The 16,374-nt window shown below is 57.8% G+C and carries 23 protein-coding genes; 3 read left to right on the top strand and 20 right to left on the bottom strand.

The features are described 5' to 3' along the window. Positions 1–3: 3 nt before the first annotated feature. Together H597_RS0110150 and H597_RS0110145 are read right to left on the bottom strand one after the other, a co-directional pair. Positions 4–1,182, bottom strand: coding sequence for an acyl-CoA dehydrogenase (locus tag H597_RS0110150; RefSeq protein ID WP_028102041.1), 1,179 nt, complete (start codon positions 1,180–1,182; stop codon positions 4–6). A 36-nt stretch (positions 1,183–1,218) separates the two neighbouring features. After that, the gene (locus H597_RS0110145) at positions 1,219–1,725 is read right to left on the bottom strand and encodes a flavin reductase family protein (RefSeq protein WP_028102040.1); all 507 of its coding nucleotides are present in this window, start codon (positions 1,723–1,725) and stop codon (positions 1,219–1,221) included. 151 nt (positions 1,726–1,876) lie between these two features. On the opposite strand from H597_RS0110145, the gene msrA reads away from it, so the two are divergent. Continuing rightward, the gene (msrA, locus tag H597_RS0110140; protein WP_035373735.1) at positions 1,877–2,401 is read left to right on the top strand and encodes a peptide-methionine (S)-S-oxide reductase MsrA; all 525 of its coding nucleotides are present in this window, start codon (positions 1,877–1,879) and stop codon (positions 2,399–2,401) included. Here the strand turns inward: msrA and H597_RS0110135 are convergent. The 6 genes from H597_RS0110135 to H597_RS0110110 all read right to left on the bottom strand — a co-directional run bounded on the left by H597_RS0110135 (position 2,394) and on the right by H597_RS0110110 (position 5,066). Beyond that, positions 2,394–2,801 (bottom strand): cupin domain-containing protein, encoded by a 408-nt coding sequence (locus H597_RS0110135; protein WP_028102038.1) that lies wholly within the window; start codon positions 2,799–2,801, stop codon positions 2,394–2,396. The two genes, msrA and H597_RS0110135, sit on opposite strands and share 8 nt — an antisense overlap. Before the next feature lie 159 nt (positions 2,802–2,960). Continuing rightward, positions 2,961–3,398, bottom strand: a complete 438-nt coding sequence (locus H597_RS34770) for a hypothetical protein (RefSeq protein ID WP_154668040.1) — start codon at positions 3,396–3,398, stop codon at positions 2,961–2,963. Further along, positions 3,364–3,609: a hypothetical protein gene (locus tag H597_RS34765; protein ID WP_154668039.1), complete on the bottom strand. Its 246-nt coding sequence runs from the start codon at positions 3,607–3,609 to the stop codon at positions 3,364–3,366. The genes H597_RS34770 and H597_RS34765 overlap by 35 nt, the downstream gene beginning before the upstream one ends. Before the next feature lie 91 nt (positions 3,610–3,700). Further along, positions 3,701–4,045 (bottom strand): hypothetical protein, encoded by a 345-nt coding sequence (locus H597_RS0110120; protein WP_154668038.1) that lies wholly within the window; start codon positions 4,043–4,045, stop codon positions 3,701–3,703. 18 nt (positions 4,046–4,063) lie between these two features. Continuing rightward, positions 4,064–4,600: a hypothetical protein gene (locus tag H597_RS0110115; RefSeq protein WP_028102036.1), complete on the bottom strand. Its 537-nt coding sequence runs from the start codon at positions 4,598–4,600 to the stop codon at positions 4,064–4,066. A 22-nt stretch (positions 4,601–4,622) separates the two neighbouring features. Next, a complete protein-coding gene (locus tag H597_RS0110110) occupies positions 4,623–5,066 on the bottom strand; it encodes a tautomerase family protein (protein WP_229632138.1) in 444 nt (147 codons plus the stop codon). A 252-nt stretch (positions 5,067–5,318) separates the two neighbouring features. Here H597_RS0110110 and H597_RS30415 point away from each other — a divergent pair, with 252 nt between their 5' ends. Further along, on the top strand, positions 5,319–8,087 hold the full coding sequence (locus H597_RS30415) for a M12 family metallo-peptidase (RefSeq protein WP_083941037.1): 2,769 nt from the start codon (positions 5,319–5,321) through the stop codon (positions 8,085–8,087). 119 nt (positions 8,088–8,206) lie between these two features. Here H597_RS30415 and H597_RS0110100 read toward each other — a convergent pair whose 3' ends face one another. The 7 genes from H597_RS0110100 to H597_RS0110065 form a co-directional block, all read right to left on the bottom strand. Continuing rightward, on the bottom strand, positions 8,207–8,653 hold the full coding sequence (locus H597_RS0110100) for a VOC family protein (protein ID WP_028102034.1): 447 nt from the start codon (positions 8,651–8,653) through the stop codon (positions 8,207–8,209). A 51-nt stretch (positions 8,654–8,704) separates the two neighbouring features. After that, positions 8,705–9,202 carry a YfbM family protein gene (locus H597_RS0110095; protein ID WP_028102033.1) on the bottom strand — a complete coding sequence of 166 codons (498 nt, stop codon included), beginning with the start codon at positions 9,200–9,202 and terminating at the stop codon, positions 8,705–8,707. A 160-nt stretch (positions 9,203–9,362) separates the two neighbouring features. Further along, complete coding sequence (locus tag H597_RS0110090) at positions 9,363–9,788, bottom strand: hypothetical protein (protein WP_028102032.1); 426 nt, start codon at positions 9,786–9,788, stop codon at positions 9,363–9,365. A 315-nt stretch (positions 9,789–10,103) separates the two neighbouring features. Next, positions 10,104–10,565 (bottom strand): type II toxin-antitoxin system RatA family toxin, encoded by a 462-nt coding sequence (locus H597_RS0110080; protein ID WP_028102030.1) that lies wholly within the window; start codon positions 10,563–10,565, stop codon positions 10,104–10,106. 20 nt (positions 10,566–10,585) lie between these two features. Continuing rightward, positions 10,586–10,984 carry a hypothetical protein gene (locus tag H597_RS0110075; RefSeq protein WP_028102029.1) on the bottom strand — a complete coding sequence of 133 codons (399 nt, stop codon included), beginning with the start codon at positions 10,982–10,984 and terminating at the stop codon, positions 10,586–10,588. Between the two features lie 106 nt (positions 10,985–11,090). Then, positions 11,091–12,419 carry a tetratricopeptide repeat protein gene (locus H597_RS30410; protein WP_035373733.1) on the bottom strand — a complete coding sequence of 443 codons (1,329 nt, stop codon included), beginning with the start codon at positions 12,417–12,419 and terminating at the stop codon, positions 11,091–11,093. 108 nt (positions 12,420–12,527) lie between these two features. Next, complete coding sequence (locus H597_RS0110065; protein ID WP_083941036.1) at positions 12,528–12,962, bottom strand: Hsp70 family protein; 435 nt, start codon at positions 12,960–12,962, stop codon at positions 12,528–12,530. Between the two features lie 296 nt (positions 12,963–13,258). Between H597_RS0110065 and H597_RS34760 the strand changes: the two genes are divergently transcribed. Continuing rightward, positions 13,259–13,549, top strand: a complete 291-nt coding sequence (locus tag H597_RS34760) for a hypothetical protein (RefSeq protein WP_154668037.1) — start codon at positions 13,259–13,261, stop codon at positions 13,547–13,549. A 421-nt stretch (positions 13,550–13,970) separates the two neighbouring features. Here the strand turns inward: H597_RS34760 and H597_RS0110050 are convergent, their stop codons facing one another. The 5 genes from H597_RS0110050 to H597_RS0110030 are packed head-to-tail and all read right to left on the bottom strand — an operon-like array spanning position 13,971 to position 16,277. Then, on the bottom strand, positions 13,971–14,393 hold the full coding sequence (locus H597_RS0110050) for a hypothetical protein (protein WP_028102027.1): 423 nt from the start codon (positions 14,391–14,393) through the stop codon (positions 13,971–13,973). Between the two features lie 15 nt (positions 14,394–14,408). Then, positions 14,409–14,804, bottom strand: coding sequence for a hypothetical protein (locus H597_RS0110045; RefSeq protein ID WP_028102026.1), 396 nt, complete (start codon positions 14,802–14,804; stop codon positions 14,409–14,411). Positions 14,805–14,819: 15 nt separating this feature from the next. After that, positions 14,820–15,344 carry a GNAT family N-acetyltransferase gene (locus tag H597_RS0110040; protein WP_035373731.1) on the bottom strand — a complete coding sequence of 175 codons (525 nt, stop codon included), beginning with the start codon at positions 15,342–15,344 and terminating at the stop codon, positions 14,820–14,822. Positions 15,345–15,354: 10 nt separating this feature from the next. Continuing rightward, positions 15,355–15,744: a cupin domain-containing protein gene (locus tag H597_RS0110035; protein ID WP_035373728.1), complete on the bottom strand. Its 390-nt coding sequence runs from the start codon at positions 15,742–15,744 to the stop codon at positions 15,355–15,357. A gap of 26 nt (positions 15,745–15,770) precedes the next feature. Further along, positions 15,771–16,277 carry an endonuclease V gene (locus tag H597_RS0110030; RefSeq protein WP_028102023.1) on the bottom strand — a complete coding sequence of 169 codons (507 nt, stop codon included), beginning with the start codon at positions 16,275–16,277 and terminating at the stop codon, positions 15,771–15,773. Positions 16,278–16,374: the final 97 nt, after the last annotated feature.

Raw genomic sequence — 16,374 nt, 5'->3', positions numbered from 1 at the left:
GCTTTATTGGAAGGCTTGGATGCCGGTCATCGCGCGGCCCAGGATCAGGGCGTGGATGTCGTGCGTGCCTTCGTAGGTGTTGACCACTTCCAGGTTCACCATGTGGCGGATGATGCCGAACTCGTCGGAGATGCCGTTGCCGCCCAGCATGTCGCGCGCCACGCGGGCGATGTCCAGCGACTTGCCGCAGGAGTTGCGCTTCATGATCGAGGTGATTTCGACAGCCGCCGTGCCTTCATCCTTCATGCGGCCCAGGCGCAGGCAGCCTTGCAGGCCGAGCGTGATTTCGGTCTGCATGTCGGCCAGCTTCTTCTGCACCAGCTGGTTGGCCGCCAGCGGACGGCCGAACTGCTGGCGGTCCAGGGTGTACTGGCGGGCGGTATGCCAGCAGGATTCCGCCGCGCCCAGCGCGCCCCAGGCGATGCCGTAGCGGGCCGAATTCAGGCAGGTGAACGGGCCTTTCAGGCCGCGTACGTCCGGGAAGGCGTTTTCTTCCGGGCAGAACACTTCATCCATCACGATTTCGCCGGTGATCGACGCGCGCAGGCCGAACTTGCCGTGAATCGCCGGGGCGGACAGGCCTTTCATGCCCTTTTCCAGCACGAAGCCGCGGATCGCGCCTTCATCGTCCTTGGCCCAGACCACGAACACGTCGGCAACCGGCGAGTTGGTGATCCACATCTTGGAGCCGGTCAGCGAGTAGCCGCCTGGCACCTTCTTGGCGCGGGTGATCATCGAACCAGGGTCGGAGCCGTGATTCGGCTCGGTCAGGCCGAAGCAGCCGATCCATTCGCCGGTGGCCAGCTTTGGCAGGTATTTCTGCTTTTGGGCTTCGGTGCCGAATTCATAGATCGGCACCATCACCAGGGACGATTGCACCGACATCATCGAGCGGTAGCCGGAATCGACGCGCTCCACTTCGCGCGCGATCAGGCCGTAAGCCACATAGTTCAGGCCCGGGCCGCCGTATTGTTCCGGGATGGTCGGGCCCAGCAGGCCCAGCTCGCCCATTTCGCGGAAGATGGAGGTGTCCATCTGCTCGTGGCGGAAGGCTTCCAGGATGCGCGGCGCCAGCTTGTCCTGGCAATACGCCGCGGCGGCGTCGCGCACCATGCGCTCGTCGTCGGTCAGCTGGTCGTTCAGCAGCAGGGGATCGTCCCAGTGGAATGCGGCTTTGCTCATTATGCTTCCTGTCTCTCTGTGTTTATAAAAAATCAATCATTTCAACAGGTCACGGAACTGTCCGCTGTGGAATACCAGCGGTGCATTCCCCGCAAACTCGCAATGCTCGACCTCGCCCACGAAAATCACGTGGTCGCCCTCCGGATAGCGGCTACGGTTGTGGCATTCAAACCACGCCGTGCAACCCTTCAGGATCGGCTGGCCGGTGCGCGACAGCTCGAATTCGACCGTGCCGAACGGGTCTTCCGTGCGGGTCGAAAACAGCTTCGCCAGGTGGGCCTGGTCGGCGCTCAGCACATTGATCACATAGTGCGAGTTACCGCTGAAAATGGGCATGCTGTTGGCGCCGGAACCCAGGCTCCACAGCACCAAGGGCGGATCCAGCGAGACGGAATTGAAGGAGCTGGCCGTCAAGCCACGGAAACTGCCATCTGCGAGCCGCGTGGTAATCACGGTCACACCTGTGGCAAATTGCGACAGTGCCTGGCGAAAATGCGCACTGTCGAATTCGCGCTCGGTGGCGCGTGGGGAACTGGTATTCATGCGGGACCTGTTTGTTTCAAAGAGATTATGCCAAAGAACGATAGTCTAACCTTTGGCGAAAGCGACGGGGATTTTAGCTAAGGCGGCACTTTTTGAGCAGTGACTGCCGATTTGCGCTACAGTAATACTTCCGGTACGTGAGGAGGGCGATATGTCTGAAGTGGCAATCCTGGGCGGTGGATGCTTCTGGTGCACCGAGGCCGTTTATCTGGAAGTGCGCGGCGTAAGCAAGATCGAATCCGGCTATATGGGGGGCGCGCAGCCCAACCCGACCTATGAACAGGTCTGCACCGGCGAAACCGGCCATGCCGAGGTGGTGCGGATGGAGTTCGACCCGGCTCAGGTCAGCTACCGCGACTTGCTGGAAATCTTCTTTACCATCCACGATCCGACCACCCTGAACCGCCAAGGGAACGATGTGGGCACCCAATACCGTTCCGTGATCTTCTACCAGACGCCCGAACAGGAAGCGACGGCGCGGCATGTGATCGCCGAAATGGCCCATGTGTGGGACGCGCCCATCGTCACGGAGCTGGCGCCGGCCACACCGTTCTACAAGGCCGAGGACTACCACCAGAATTACTTCGCCCAGCATCCGCTGCAGGGCTATTGCGCCTTTGTGGTGGCGCCCAAAGTGGCCAAGTTCCGCAAGATTTACGCCGGGAAGATCAGGTAGCCCGCGGGCGGTGTTCGGTGCCCTCGCCGGGCGTGATGAACAGAACCCTGGCATGCTGCGCGACGTTGGCCGTGTGCCAGGTGCCGCGCGGGACCAGCAGGAATTGGCCGGGCTGCTTCAGTTCGACCTTGCGCGGGCCGGCTTCCGTTTCCAGCACAAATTCCAGCGCGCCGGTGAGCAGGAGCACCACTTCTTCGCCGGCGGGATGCCGCTCCCAGCCGCCCCAATCTTCGTTGAAATCGTAAGTCGACACCAGCCGGCCCGGGCCCAGGTGCGCAAAGGCGCCGGATGTCAGGTCATCCCAAAAGGAAGCGTTGACCTCGAGCGGGACGGCAGATCCTTCAGGCCCAAGGTGGAGATAGGTATCGACAGCCTGGAACGGTCCGATCGGTTTCAGCATGGTTTGCTCTCCTCATCGAGTGCAGCGCTCGTCGAAGCGCCGGAAATTTCCAATGCGCTGCTGCTGCGCTGAAGCGTGTATTGCGAAGTAGCGGGTGCGAACTTGGGCATCTTGCGCCTTTCCCCTCATCGGCGCCAGCCTTTTCAACTGCCTGTTCGGTCATTGTGCGCGGGGTCCGAAAAACTGCAGCCGTTCCGGCATCAACACCCATTCGGCATAGCGCCGGATGTACAGCTTGCGAGGGCAGGCGGTGATGTTGCGGCAGGCCACGGCAGTTTGTTCAAAATCCAGGTGCATGGCCAGGCGCAATTGGTCTTTGAACTGCTCTGAAAACATGCCTGTGGCCAGGCGGTCTGTGATCGTCGCCACCAACAGGGTTCGATGCGTGCGGCCGAGCGCACAGTGCTTCAGCCGGCGGCACATCATGGCTCGCGCGCGTCCGTGCCAATGGCCGCGCGTCTCCGCCAGGACAAACTGTACGCATTGCTCAATCGCTTCCGCTTCCTGCACCAGCAGGCGATCCGCCAGATCGTGAAGATCGTGCTTCGTCAGTAATTCGAACTCAGCGTGTGGTGCGGGAACGCGAGGCTTTACCATGATTGCCGCCTGAGAATTTGCGAGCCACGGCTCCCAGGCAGATGGAAACGATGGTAGCGGCAGGCAGCAACATGCGGATGGCCACCTGGGTTTGCGGGGACTGCATGTCCATCCACGCCATGAGCGAATCGAGCGATAACGTTGCAACAGTCAGCGTGGCGAAAGTCAGGGCAGTTGCAAAGAACAAGACGGCGAGTTTGTCGTTATTCATTGAGTGAAAGTGGTGTTCGAAATTTTGTGTGTGGGATGATACTCGCAATGGGCCAGGTGCTCGCACGCGCTACCTTGTTCCTGCTGCCAGGTCAGCATGCCAGATCGCCAAGTTCGACCACATCGTCCGCGAACAAAACGAAGGAGAGCTCCTGCTTCGGACAAATCTCCTCGTTGTTGCGAACGACATGTATGTCGACTGCTTGCCGGGCTCCGCCGGTGCTTAAATCGGTAAACTCAAAATATTTTCCAGAATTTTCCAGGTCACCATCGAAGGCTTCGAGCATCGGCGTTACCTGGACGTTGAAATGCGTTTCGTACTCGCGAATTGCATCCCCCAATGTTCGAGCATCTGAACGCAGTGCCAAGTCCAGATGGGGGCAAGGCGTTCCAGTGTACGTATAGCGCGAGTTCTTAGGACCGCAAAGGAATGGCATAAAGTCCTCCTTGCTGGTTCATTGTTCGTCCTCGGGGCGGAGCGGTGAGTAGGACCATGGGAATTCGTCCAGCAATGCTTTGGCTAATGGATCAAGTTCTGGCCGATAGTGGTGCTGGTGCGGACCAAGCGATGGAATCGTATCTTCTTTAAAGCCGAGCGCCATCAACTGCGAAACATATTGTTGGATGGGGCCATATGCAAAAAACTGGTTGTGCCTATCCCAGACTACCGTGGCGCGTTCGTGCGGCGAGTAGGCCCAAATATCAAAACGCGCATCACCGGTGAGGAATGCTCGGTACTTGCTTAAGAAGGCGCGAAAGGCAGCGGTTGTCAGTTCGGGACTCTGATAGCGTCCGGCATCTCCTTCGCCGCGCGGCGTATGGAGGATATAAAGCAGGATAACCGGTTCGGTCAAACCTGAAACAAGGTTCTCAAAAACGGTGATAGACCCCGCGGGTACTGCGCCCGTGATGCGATTCGCTTCAAGAGCGAAGACTGGTTCAAATGAGTGTTCAGCCCACTCATTTCCGGCAAGATGTGAAAGCTTATGCATGTGGACTGGCTGCTTTGCGGGGTCAGACATCGACCTTGAACCCAAGCGCGACATCGCATCCCGCCTGGCCGCCGCGGATACCCCAGTTTTCACTGGAGATCTCCCTGAGCAGGATTTTCACATGGTTCCTTGGAATGCCGAAAGGCTCGAGGTAATCCACGATTGCTTTGTAGAGATTTCGCTTGGCATCGAGTGAGCGTCCCGCAAATGCGTCGATGCTCACGTGCGTATAGAACTCCGGCCGCTCCCGGTCAGGCGGACAGGCAAATCGATGCGGTTCATGTACGAGCAGGCGAACATTCCTGTCGCCCGGAAGGATTTTGAAGGCGTCGCGCAAGGCCTGATGAACGGCATCCATCAGCGCAACCTCCTGCTCTTGCGTATATTGCCGCCGCACTTCAATCAAGACGCTTGGCATGTTGCGTGTCGAATATTGTTGGATGGTTCCATGAGCCTTTTTTGTCAAGTCGCCTGGCGACCTGCTTTGTCAGGACTTGCAATAAGCCCAGATTTACTTTTTGCAAATGGTAGCACGGCGCTTGCGGTGGGCCACTTACTCATCAAACTGATCAAATCAGTTACAGCACGGAAAGCTGTCTGCTTCTGGCGACGCTCCGATCGAACTTTTCTTGAGCTAGCTCATCAATTCCTAAATACTCTTCCATTGCAGTAGTTGCACAGTTTCGACCTTCAATCACCCATTACAAAAAGGCACGGAATGACTACGCATACCCCCTTGAAGCTTGCGCTTGCAAGTGCACTGATCCTCAGCGCACTGAACTCCCTGGCGGCAGAAGGAAAAGGCAAGCCGGAAATTCCGGTCCAGGCAAGCGGCGCCCACTGGCGCGACGCAGGCGAGGCCGATGTGCAGCGCGTGCATGGCAAGAACGCCGCCGCGGCAGCGCTGCCGCGGCGCTACCATGCGGCAACCCTGGACCGTGCAGCGATGGCGCAGATGCTGGCAAGCGCACCGCACGAGCGATCGCTGTCGGCGAAACAGAGCGGCACCATCATCTCGCTGCCGCATCCGCTGGGCGGTTATCAGCGCTTCACGGTCGTGAATTCGCCCGTCATGGAGGAAGGTCTCGCTGCCCGGCATCCGGAAATCAGGACATACGCCGGTCGCGGCATTGATGATCCTTCCGCCACCCTGCGCATGGACATCACGCCGATCGGTTTGCACGCATCGGTACGCTCGCCGAACGGCGCCTGGTACGTCGATCCCGCCGCGCATCTGGACGACAGCATCTATACCAGCTACCACTCGCGCGACCTGCCGAACCGCCACGGCGCCTTCAAGGAGGGGAGTATCGACGCGCCGCAAATCGTACTGCCCCGTAGCTTTTACCATGCCGGCGAAGAAGTGGAAGTACGCGGCGCTGGCTTTGCTCCCGGGGCTTCTGTCTCCCTCACCGTGCAGAATGAAGGGGCGGAATTCGGCCCGGTGCACAGCATGGTCGTGTCGGCGAACCAGGACGGCGTGGTATCGGCGACGTTTGCCGCCGACCCAACGCGCAGCACGGGCGCCTACGCCATCACCGCATCGGACGGCAACAAGACTGCGGCTTCTTCGTACCAGGTGGTCGCCGGCGATATCAGTCCCGCTGCGGCAACAGGAACGCAGTTGCGCACCTATCGGCTTGCCTTGCTGAGCGATCCCTCCTACGCCAATTACTTTGGCGGCGGCGCCAATGTCACGGCGGCCAAGGTCAGCCTGATCAACCGGGTTACGCAGGTATATGAAGACGAGACGTCGATCCGTCTTGTCCTGATCGGCAACAACGATGCCCTCAACCTCGATACCGACGCCCAGATGACCGGCGCCAACGGCCCATGCGGCGCCAACGCCTGCTATACCGCGTCCCAGGCATCGGGCTGCAGCGGCGCTACGCTGAACCAGAATCGCACGGTAATCGGCCTACTCGCCGGTGCCGGCAATTTCGACGTCGGCCATATCGCGCTGGGCCTCAATGGCGGCGGTATCGCCAGCCTCGGCGTCGTCGGCGGGAACTATAAAGCGCAGGGCTGCACCGGCATCCCGACTCCGGTGGGCGACTTTTACGCGGTGGACTACGTCGCGCATGAAATGGGCCACCAGTTTGCCGGCAACCATACTTTCAACGGTACCAGCGGCAGCTGCGCGGGCGGCAATCGCAATGCGGGAACGTCGGTGGAGCCGGGCAGCGGTTCGTCCATCATGGCATATGCCGGCATCTGCGGAACCGACGACCTGCAGCGGCACAGCGACGCCTACTGGTCGCAGCGCAGCTTCGATGAGATCACGGCCTACACTTCCGGTACGGAGTCCAACCTCTCGTCGGTGCAACTGGGCGTGCTGCGTGGCTTTTCCAGCAACGGCCAGCAATTCACCTTGAGCTATAACGGCAACGCATCCGCGCCGATCATTCGTGGATCGAATTACTCGGCCACGGGCATCAAGTCTGCGATCCAGGCGATTCCAGGCTGGCCGGCGAGTGCGACGGTGTCCGTGAGCTCGGTCAGCGACGCCGGATTTACCGCCACTTTCGGCGGTGCGCTGGCCGGTGTCCAGGCAGGCGTACTGCAGATGTCGAACTGTACAGGCGGCTGCAGCGGTTCGGTGGGCGAAATCGTTGCCGGCGGATCGACGCGCAAGCGGGGCGTTGTGAGCGCAACAGGCAACAGCACGCCGGCAGTGACGGTGACGCCGACCTACACCATTCCAGTCCGCACGCCCTTTGTACTAACCGGAAGCGCGAGCAATGCCGAGGGCGAGCCGATGACTTACTTGTGGGAGCAAAACGATCGCGCCGCATCCAGCGGCACGGCGCTCATGAGCAACAGCAAATCGAACGGTCCGCTATTCCGCCAATTCGGACTGCAGGCCCTGGTCAGCGACAGCGATGCCTTGATCTATGGCTCGCCGGGCGAGAATATGGTGACGACGAGTCCGACCCGCAGCTTCCCCGACATGGCGCAAATCCTCGCCAACAACACCAACGCGGAGACGGGTTCCTGCCCAACGCCTGCATCGCCGCCGAGCGTGTCCGACATCGCCTGCTATTCGGAGTTCCTGCCAACGGCAAGCTATACGGGCTACACCAAGGTGAATGCCAAGCCGGCTAGCTTGAACTTCCGCCTGACCGCGCGCGATGGACATGGCGGGGCGGGCAGCGCTGCAACCCGCCTGGTGCTGGCAGCTGGTGCCGGACCGTTCCTGGTGACCGCGCCGAATACGGCGGTGACGCTGGGCCGAGGTGCTCAGACGAACGTGACCTGGAATGTCGCCAATACCGCCGCTTCGCCGGTGAGTACCGCGAATGTGAAAATCAGCCTTTCGACGGATGGCGGGCAAACCTTCCCATATGTGTTGGCGGCCAGCACCCCTAACAACGGCAGCAAAATGGTGACTTTACCTGCCGTGTCGACCACCGCGGCGCGCATTAAGGTTGAGGCAATCGGGAATATCTTCTTCGACGTATCGAACGCCAACTTCACCATCAACTAGCGGTACTGGCTGGATTCGTGGGCGTCCCGCGCGCGGGACGTAGCCATCTTCACCGGTTTATCGCATGCCGCGTTAGAGGTAGGCGCTCCAGTGAGCGCCCCGCTGTGCTGGCGGCTTTTTCAGCTCCCCAGCCCGATCTGCTGGGCTAGCCCGATCAGAATTCCTTCGGGACCCCGGATGTAGCAGAGCCGATAGATGTTTTCATACTGGGCCACTTCGCCCACCAGCGTCGCCCCGCGTTTGATCAGGCGGGCGAGCGTGTCGTCGATATCCTCTACCGCAAACATGACGCGCAAGTAGCCTAGGGAGTTCACGGGATCGCCGCGGTGATCGGCGGCCACTGGAGGCGCGAGGAAGCGGGACAACTCGATCCTGCTGTGGCCATCCGGAGTACGCATCATGGCAATCTCGACGCGCATGCTTTTGAGGCCGGTGACGCCATCCGCCCAGTGGCCTTCAACCGGCGCGCGCCCCTCGAGATCGAGGCCAAGCTCGGTAAAGAACTCAATGGCGGCATCCAGGTCTTCCACCACGATGCCGACGTTGTCCATCCGTTTGACTGACATTGACCTCTCCTTGGTCTACGGTGGAAGCTCACCAGCGGCGTCTAGGTGCCGTCAGGAGAGCCACTGGATGACCGCATCGCCGCGAGAGGCGGCATCGCGATAGAAGGTCCGCAGCACTTCAAAATATTCCAGCAGATATTCAAGTCCAACTGCGCCATCGCGGACCCAGATTGAGTCAGGGTAAATCTGTTGGCGGCCCATGTCTTGAGGATCAAATCTGGCACTCAGCGATTCCGCTGAAAGCCCCTCGAGGGCGTCTGTAATGCTTGCCACTTGAGCTGCGGTCAGAAATCTTGCTGGACCGTATCCCATATCTGGCCCGAACTCGTCGCCGCCAATGATGGCCAAGCTAAGTGGTGGCGAGCCTCCGTCCGCCGTCCCTGTCAACAAATAATGAATGCCGTGCCACGCTTTGTCTATGTCGACAAAGTTCTCGGGGTCGCTTTCGCCATCATCTGGATAAAGGAAGTCTTCAACGGAATCCTCGTCGCCCTGCAGACGCACAAGGGTTTCCTCGGGAAGAGAAGCGAAACAACCGATCATGCCCATATTTATGTACTCCAGAAGTTAAGTTTTTTGTGATGCGCTTTCATTGGCCGCTAGCATTCCTTGCAAATTGCAGATGCAGTTTAACGTGCCAAAGTTAACCGCAATTGATCTCGTTCCGGAGTCGGCAACCTTGCTGCGTGTCTGGCGATGTCGTGATCAGTTAAGGAGCCTTTGACGAATTGATAGCTCTGCGCAACTCCCGCACGAAGTCTTTCAATGAGCCGCGATATAGCCATATCACGCCGCAGATGCCGTAGAGCGCGAGCGATGCTGGGGCGTTGACGGATCGCATCAGCTCCAGCGCCGCAGGATCCTTGAAGTACCAGTAAGCAGCATAGCAACCGTCTACCGAAAGCCAGGTGGTAAAAGCCGCGGCTGGAAATTGCCGCCACCTTCGTTCCAAGAGCACCCTCAGGCTGCATGGCGCGGTCAAGTAGGTCAAGAGCGCCATAATGAAACTGATCGGGATATCCCAGTCGGGCGCCGGTGTGTAGATCGAACCGGCGATGAGTAAAGCTATACCCGCGGCGAGCGATGCCAGCTTCCAGGGGCGGATATATTCGGCTGATGCATAGAGGAATGGCATGAGTGTGTGGTCGTACTTTGTACGTGCCGGAAGGAGCGGCGCGTCCGTGCAGTCAAGTAATTAGCTATTCAGGAAAGCCAATCAGAGTCGAAAACAGTATGGAACAAATGAATCCCGCAAGTAGGATAAGGCCCATTGCCTGTGTCAGCATCTCGACAGCCTTTGTTGTGCGAACGTATCTGGTCTTTCGTAGGTTGCGTGGAGAAAAGGCCAGGGCAGTCAAGCCGCCGAGGATAAACAAGGGAAGCATGTGCATCATTTGATTTGCAGGAAAGGCGCAGCTCATTGAGCGACTTCTTTGCGGGGTGTGGGGCATCAAGTCGGAAATCGTTTTTCGCAGTAAGCCTTAAGCCCCGCAAGGCGGCGCGAAACGACCCGCGAAAAGTAGAGCAAAGCTAGTGGTTCGATTATCAGGTGCAATGGCGCTGGCTTTGCGGCGATCATGTAACGAAAGCGCGCTTCCGTGCGTGTGCCGGAAACATCGCTTTCAAAGATCCAGGAGCCTGCAAACTTGGCGAGGAACCACGGTCCCTGGACCATCGTCACCGCCGCACGTGTCGGCGGCATCAGCTGCACAAACTCAACCAGCATGTTCATGCCGAGTCTTGATTTAACATGGACGCGGGTTCCGATTGCAAGGACATCCGGATCGCCGGAAACAACGGAAATATTTTCCGGAAAAGGATCCCATTCGTAACGGACCGAATAGTCCTGCGACACGCGATATACAAGATCGGCCGGGGCGTTGATTGAAACGCGCCGTTCAATGACTGCCATGAACTTCTAACGCCGAGACATCAAATGTCGAGCGCGAGATGCCATTTGGCGTTGATGTCGCGCGCCTGTTGCAGCACCTCTTTGTATTCAGCCAAATCTTCGAGCACGGCGTCGGCGGATGGAACAGAATCCGGCTGCTTCCTGATCGCCGAAGCTATAGCATCAATGAGGGAAATGCCATCGCTTGGCTTAAACCATTTTGCTTCGCCGTCTTCGCCCTCCGGAAGTTCTATATCCTCATCGAGCATGTCCGCGAATTCGTCCATCGACTGGCCCATGAACGAATCCAGGCGCTGCAAGCCATGCTGGTCGCACAGTTGGTCAATTTCGTCGGCGGCGTGAGCGACGGCTTTGCCATTCACGAACGTCTCGAAGTCCGGTTCGTCGTTATCAAGGACAATGTAGTAGGCAACAGACACTTGTATCTCCTTTACGCAGCGAGGCTGGTCAATAGATAATTTAATCGGTTTTCCGCAAACAGCGGTGTTCAGGCAAATCCAGGACGGTAGACCACTGTGGCCGCGATCAGCGCAGGATCCCATTCAGGATGCCTGCAGTTTCCAAGTCCTTGATGAATACATCGGCGACCGACCGGACGTCCAGCTTGAATGCGTCTCGCATACTGGTACGATAGACTTTCGTGTGGATGACATCTTCATGCGGCTGATCGACGACCGGGCTCTTGTAGACATTTAAGTTGAACTGCAGATAGCCGCTTTCGCCGCTGCCACCAAACTCATTTGTGACCTCGATCGACTTGCTGCAGTTGTTGTTGCTCATTGCGCGGTTAGCCAGTTCCATTGCACGCAGATTGTCCGCAGGGGCGATTTCCAGGGTCAAGATGCGGTAGCTCTTCAGCTTCTCTGCCAGTATTCCCGAAAGGGATTGATTGGACTGGTCAATCACGTTCTTGAATGCAGTTTCACCGTCCGCACCTGACCGGGTCGGTGCGGCTATTTTCTTTACTAATACCGCGCAACGCGAGTGGACTGCTGCTTCGGTAGCGGCTGGAGCGCTAGCGCTGAGTGCGATGTGTGCCTTTTGCCGGATAAGGAAAGATTCCATATTTTTGCGCGCTTCTTCGCGTTCCGTTGCGCTTAAGCTCGACTCCAGGCTGGCGAGCGGGACTTTTGCCTCCGGATTGCCGGCATAGTTTGAAATCAGGAACCAAGTATATGCCTGCTTCATGTCGGGCTTAACGCCGCGGCCTTCTGCGTAGATGATTGCGAGCATCTGGGGCGCGCGGCGATGCCCATTCATGGCGGCGCGTTCAAGCCAGACTGACGCCTGGCCGATCTTCGATTCTGCCTTGAATCCATAAAAATACAGTAATCCAAGATTGAATTGAGCCGCCTGATCGTCCTGATCTGCAGGAGGAATCAGGAGGCGCTCCGCCTTTTCGTAGTCTTTAGGGACGCCTTTCCCATTCAAGTACAGAATCGCGAGATTCAGTTGTGCAGCGGCCATTCCGAGATCTGCAGCTTGGCGGTAATACTGCGCCGCCGCGGCATAGTCTGGCTTATCGATCAAACCTCGTTCTTTCATGACCCCCAGGTTGTACATCGCAGGTGCGAGACCTTTTTCCGCCGCCTGCTCGAACAGCGCCTGCGCTTTGACTGAGTCCTGCGCGATGCCCAGGCCATCTAAGCGAAGACTGCCAAGCAGTAGTGCAGATTCGGCCATTCCCTGCGCTGCACCCTGGTCGAAGCAGGCGGCTGCGGCCACGTAATCACCGTCACGTTGCAGTTTTCTGCCTGTCTCGACATCACATGTTTGAACAGGGGCGGCTGAAGTAGCGCAGGAGACCATCAAGGCTGCGGCAGCAGTGATCAATTTCTTAGATAATGATTGCATTGCACTGGCGTGTGATTATGAATTTCGCTGATCATGCCATCAGCCCTATATCTTTGTAAATGTGAATCTCAATCCATCTGATGCGGCATTTTCCGCCTAACTCCGGATTCAATTTTCACTGTGCCTTATCTCCAGGGCGAGATCTGTTTTTTTGTCGAAAGCGGAAAGAGTGATTTGATCTGCATCGACTGCGAATGTAATGGCGACCTGGGCGCGACCGCGCGCCACCGCGGGGATTCCCGATATGACGTATGCGCCGAGCCGGTGGCCATCCTTCGCCAATTTGGCGGTTCCTCGGTACAAAAACAGCTTTATCTCCGTTTGACCATCGTCGGCATTAGAAAAGACTTTCGTAGACGCGCATGGAAGCTTGCAGCCGCGTGCCAGTAATGGGGTAAGTACGCCGCCGAGCGTTTCTATCCCTATGTCCTCCAACAATGCACCGCTACTCGATGCAGCCGGCGTGGGTTTTTCAACGATGCTTGGAGCCGAGAACGCAGGTCCAGAACTTGCGATTAGAAGCGCGAAGAGAAGTCGATGCATAGAATTTTCTCCCGCAGTGATGGGCTGGTCATTCTTCTACGTTGGAGGTTATGTCAGGTTTTAATATTTGATGCCATACACCGAAGCAGGCGCCTGAGTCCGAGCAAAGCGGTACCAACGATCCCCGCAGCAAGGCACCACCAGTGCAACTCATTTATACCGATCCACAGATATAGACCGTTGCTGCTGCTGAACGGAGCAAATGGCCGAATATCTGCGTGCATGACGCTATCCAGCACAATGTGCGTGTAGCACCCTAATGCGGCGCCTGCCGCTATAGCGCGAATGGACAGCTGTTGCCACCGCAAGAAGTTGGGCAGCTTGAATTGACCGTTGACCCAACGCGCGAAAAGAAAGAGGGCGACAATTGCGGCGACCATCAGCGAGGCGCCGACATACGTATGGAAGAATCGATGAAGTGGATACTGGTCCGTAACGATGTAGTACAAAGGCTCGACATCAACGAGCACGTTCGCAGCGCAGAACGCCAGGAAGCTTACGTGTTTTGGAGCTACGGCGTGAAGGGCCGCGCCGGGGCCAAAATGAAAGGGTGTGAAGGGCATTGGGTGTCAGGTGAATTTGAATGAAAATGCAGGCCGCGATTTGCGGTTCGTCGATCCGGCCAGTGTCCATGATTGAAGGATTTCTCAATCGATAGGCCTGGAGTTATTTGCGCTTTGTCTCCCACCCGTATTCAAGCCGCTTGTTTCTTTCCTTGAGCATCATCCAGTCCTCAGCTGCGAAATCTCCGCTCTGCGCGTCCATGTAGCGCTTCTGGTTCATCAGAACGCGGAAGTTCTTCCCATCCCGAATGGTAGTCAAGGTACCAACTGAATGGACATGTCGTCGTTGGTTGCGTCGCCACTCGCAGATTCGAATATGACCTTCAGGTGATCATCAGGAAATTGACAGCTTCCTTCCCAGTGCGGAGAGAAATAAGAATTTTCCGGATAAGCCGACGTCGAAAATAGCAAGGCCAGGCTGAGTAATAGATAGTGCTTCATATGCTTAGCAGTCGTAGCCATAGTCTTCAATCTTGACGGGCACGCCGAACATTTTCTCAAACTGACCGGCTCTTTCACTAAGCCATTGCAGTCCTGGTGCATCGAATTGACCAATCTCGAACAGGAGAAGCGGAGTTGGAATGTCCTGAAGCTTTGCCTCCAGAGACACGAAGCCTGTGCCTTTCGCCTTACGCATAAAGCAGATCGCAAGACCGTCTACGCTGCCGGCATCGATCACAATTGTCCTGGTATTTCTGGCGAAACCGATCGTATTCGAAATGCTGTCTTTCCATGCTACCAGCTGCGACGGCTTGGCCTCCGCAACAAGTTTTGACACGCTGGCCGGAACGCCAGCATGATTCCCGCGTCCGGCAGGGATCTGGAACGGTAAGGCATCGCTTCCATCGAGTATTTCAATATGTGTCATATTAAGGCTGGAGCATCAGTCAAGCGAGACGAGTACAGGTTCATGCGTCACCGCAGCATGCTCACAGGCCGCCAGCAGATTCACAGCGCAATATAGTCGCCACCCGCGCCCTTCGCCCCATTTCAGTTTTACCGAGCAGGCGCCTGCATTCTCCTCGCGAGCCATCTCGCGTAAATGGTCGCTATGGCCGATCTCCGACACCAGCGATTCGCGGTAGGCTCGCAGTTGGGGAATAATCCCGATAGCGATGGCAGGCGCGACCTGCGTGTATTCCCCTGCGTCGAAGCCGGCAAGGATCTCCTGCCGAATTTCGTCCGTTAAACCAGGAAGGTCGCGAAGCACCCGCTCAAGCGGCGAGCCGGATTTTTCATCTGCCCGAAAATCGCCGCACGAAATATTCAAACCACTCATCGCTTATCCTTCGATTCAGCGTGCAGCGTATTCGCTGCTCAAATGAAGCCACATATGCACCTTGGCCTTATAGCCATCTCCGACCCGTATCGCCATCGGCTCCACTCCGAAGCTGCGGAAACCCGCCGCATGATAAAGGGCGAGGGCGGCGTCGTTATGTTCGGTGACCGTCAGTGTGATGATTTCAACGCCCGGCCTGCGACGGGCGTAGGCGAGGGCGGCGCCGAGCAACTTGCTGCCGATTTTCTTTCCGCGCCATTCGTCCAGCAGGTACATGCCGATCAGGTGGGCCTTGTGGCTGGTTTTGGGCCGGATTGAAAATTCCAGTCCGACGCTGCCGACCAAGTGGCCGTTTGCAATTGCACCGAACACAATGCTGTTCTGGCGGGGATCGGAAATGCGCTGCTCCCACCAGGACAGAGGCAGGGCCGCCCGCTCTTCTGGCGTTGCGGTGAATGCCGCGGGTTCGTGTTCGTAGCTGTGCAGCATCAGCGCGCGATATTGCGCTGCGTGCGCAATCGACAGCGGAAGAAAGTGCACGGTGTGCGCCTCAGGCGATGGGGAGTTCAAGGCTATGGTCCGAAGGTTGCGGGGTGACGCCGAGAATCTTGAGATGGTCGGAGTTCTCGAAACGGTGCCAGTGGTTCTGCGGCACTACCAGGAGCTCGCCAGTCCCTAAAGCAATGCGCCGCTGTTCGCCCTCCACCAGCACGATCACCGTGGTGCTGCCTTCCAGCGCCATCACGATTTCGTCGCCGCCAGGATGCCGTTCCCATTCGCTGCTGCCGGAATAGTAGCCTACGGAAATCGCACCATCGCGGTATGGCGCCACCTCCGCGAAGGCCAGGTCGGCGACGCCGTCGAACGCCATGCCGGGCGTCCGGTTTGGCAGATAGGCGAGGCGGCCGAGGATGTCGGCCAGCGATTTCTTCTCGATCATTCCGATCTACTCCTCAGGGGCGCTATTCACAGACTGGCGTCGCTGCGGCAACGCTGGTCGACCAGTTTCAGCAGGGTAGGGACGCGATGCTTTCCGTGCATGGCTGCGATATTGCGTTGGGCTTCTCCAAGGTCGCACCCTTCGGTGGTGACGTAAAGAGGCCGCTGGCTATCGCCACGCAATACCCCGTACTGCTCCCCGATTCCGGCAAAAGAAGTCTTGGCGACGCCGACGACGGGATGCTTGCCCTGCAAGGCGTCGAAGAGGTACTTGCCTAAACCGGGCCGCTCGTTGCCGTCGAGGTAGACGAAGCCGTCGATGATGATACAGTCGATTTGCTCGTCCACCGTGCCCAGTAGTTCAAGAATGCATGGGAGTTCCCGTTTGTAGAATTCTCCTGGGACGTACTCGCCAATGCCGTCGACGCACGCAGAGACAGTTCGTGCGGGGCTGTCCGAGAGCCAGGATTCAAAAAGGACGCCTGCAACGAATCCTCGGTCGTCGCGGTATTGCACGTCAACGGCGAGCAGCATGCCATTGAGCCGGGTAAGGGGCGGAAGGATTGCGGGTGGGGATAAATGAGGTCATGCGGAATTCGATATTTCAGTGCTTATCGCAATATAGCATTTC

It is taken from the genome of Pseudoduganella violaceinigra DSM 15887 (assembly GCF_000425385.1).
Lineage (GTDB): Bacteria > Pseudomonadota > Gammaproteobacteria > Burkholderiales > Burkholderiaceae_D > Rugamonas > Rugamonas violaceinigra.
The sequence above is the reverse complement of the archived record's forward strand: the minus strand, read 5'-3'. Positions and strand labels throughout refer to the sequence as shown.

Excerpts from the sequence above, each read along its gene's own strand:
- H597_RS0110150 (WP_028102041.1), bottom strand. The coding sequence starts at position 1,182 with ATGAGCAAAGCCGCATTCCACTGGGACGATCCCCTGCTGCTGAACGAC.
- H597_RS0110145 (WP_028102040.1), bottom strand. The coding sequence starts at position 1,725 with ATGAATACCAGTTCCCCACGCGCCACCGAGCGCGAATTCGACAGTGCG.
- msrA (WP_035373735.1), top strand. The coding sequence starts at position 1,877 with ATGTCTGAAGTGGCAATCCTGGGCGGTGGATGCTTCTGGTGCACCGAG.
- H597_RS0110135 (WP_028102038.1), bottom strand. The coding sequence starts at position 2,801 with ATGCTGAAACCGATCGGACCGTTCCAGGCTGTCGATACCTATCTCCAC.
- H597_RS34770 (WP_154668040.1), bottom strand. The coding sequence starts at position 3,398 with ATGGTAAAGCCTCGCGTTCCCGCACCACACGCTGAGTTCGAATTACTG.
- H597_RS34765 (WP_154668039.1), bottom strand. The coding sequence starts at position 3,609 with ATGAATAACGACAAACTCGCCGTCTTGTTCTTTGCAACTGCCCTGACT.
- H597_RS0110120 (WP_154668038.1), bottom strand. The coding sequence starts at position 4,045 with ATGCCATTCCTTTGCGGTCCTAAGAACTCGCGCTATACGTACACTGGA.
- H597_RS0110115 (WP_028102036.1), bottom strand. The coding sequence starts at position 4,600 with ATGCATAAGCTTTCACATCTTGCCGGAAATGAGTGGGCTGAACACTCA.
- H597_RS30415 (WP_083941037.1), top strand. The coding sequence starts at position 5,319 with ATGACTACGCATACCCCCTTGAAGCTTGCGCTTGCAAGTGCACTGATC.
- H597_RS0110100 (WP_028102034.1), bottom strand. The coding sequence starts at position 8,653 with ATGTCAGTCAAACGGATGGACAACGTCGGCATCGTGGTGGAAGACCTG.
- H597_RS0110095 (WP_028102033.1), bottom strand. The coding sequence starts at position 9,202 with ATGGGCATGATCGGTTGTTTCGCTTCTCTTCCCGAGGAAACCCTTGTG.
- H597_RS0110090 (WP_028102032.1), bottom strand. The coding sequence starts at position 9,788 with ATGCCATTCCTCTATGCATCAGCCGAATATATCCGCCCCTGGAAGCTG.
- H597_RS0110080 (WP_028102030.1), bottom strand. The coding sequence starts at position 10,565 with ATGGCAGTCATTGAACGGCGCGTTTCAATCAACGCCCCGGCCGATCTT.
- H597_RS30410 (WP_035373733.1), bottom strand. The coding sequence starts at position 12,419 with ATGCAATCATTATCTAAGAAATTGATCACTGCTGCCGCAGCCTTGATG.
- H597_RS0110065 (WP_083941036.1), bottom strand. The coding sequence starts at position 12,962 with ATGCATCGACTTCTCTTCGCGCTTCTAATCGCAAGTTCTGGACCTGCG.
- H597_RS0110050 (WP_028102027.1), bottom strand. The coding sequence starts at position 14,393 with ATGACACATATTGAAATACTCGATGGAAGCGATGCCTTACCGTTCCAG.
- H597_RS0110045 (WP_028102026.1), bottom strand. The coding sequence starts at position 14,804 with ATGAGTGGTTTGAATATTTCGTGCGGCGATTTTCGGGCAGATGAAAAA.
- H597_RS0110035 (WP_035373728.1), bottom strand. The coding sequence starts at position 15,744 with ATGATCGAGAAGAAATCGCTGGCCGACATCCTCGGCCGCCTCGCCTAT.
- H597_RS0110030 (WP_028102023.1), bottom strand. The coding sequence starts at position 16,277 with ATGCTGCTCGCCGTTGACGTGCAATACCGCGACGACCGAGGATTCGTT.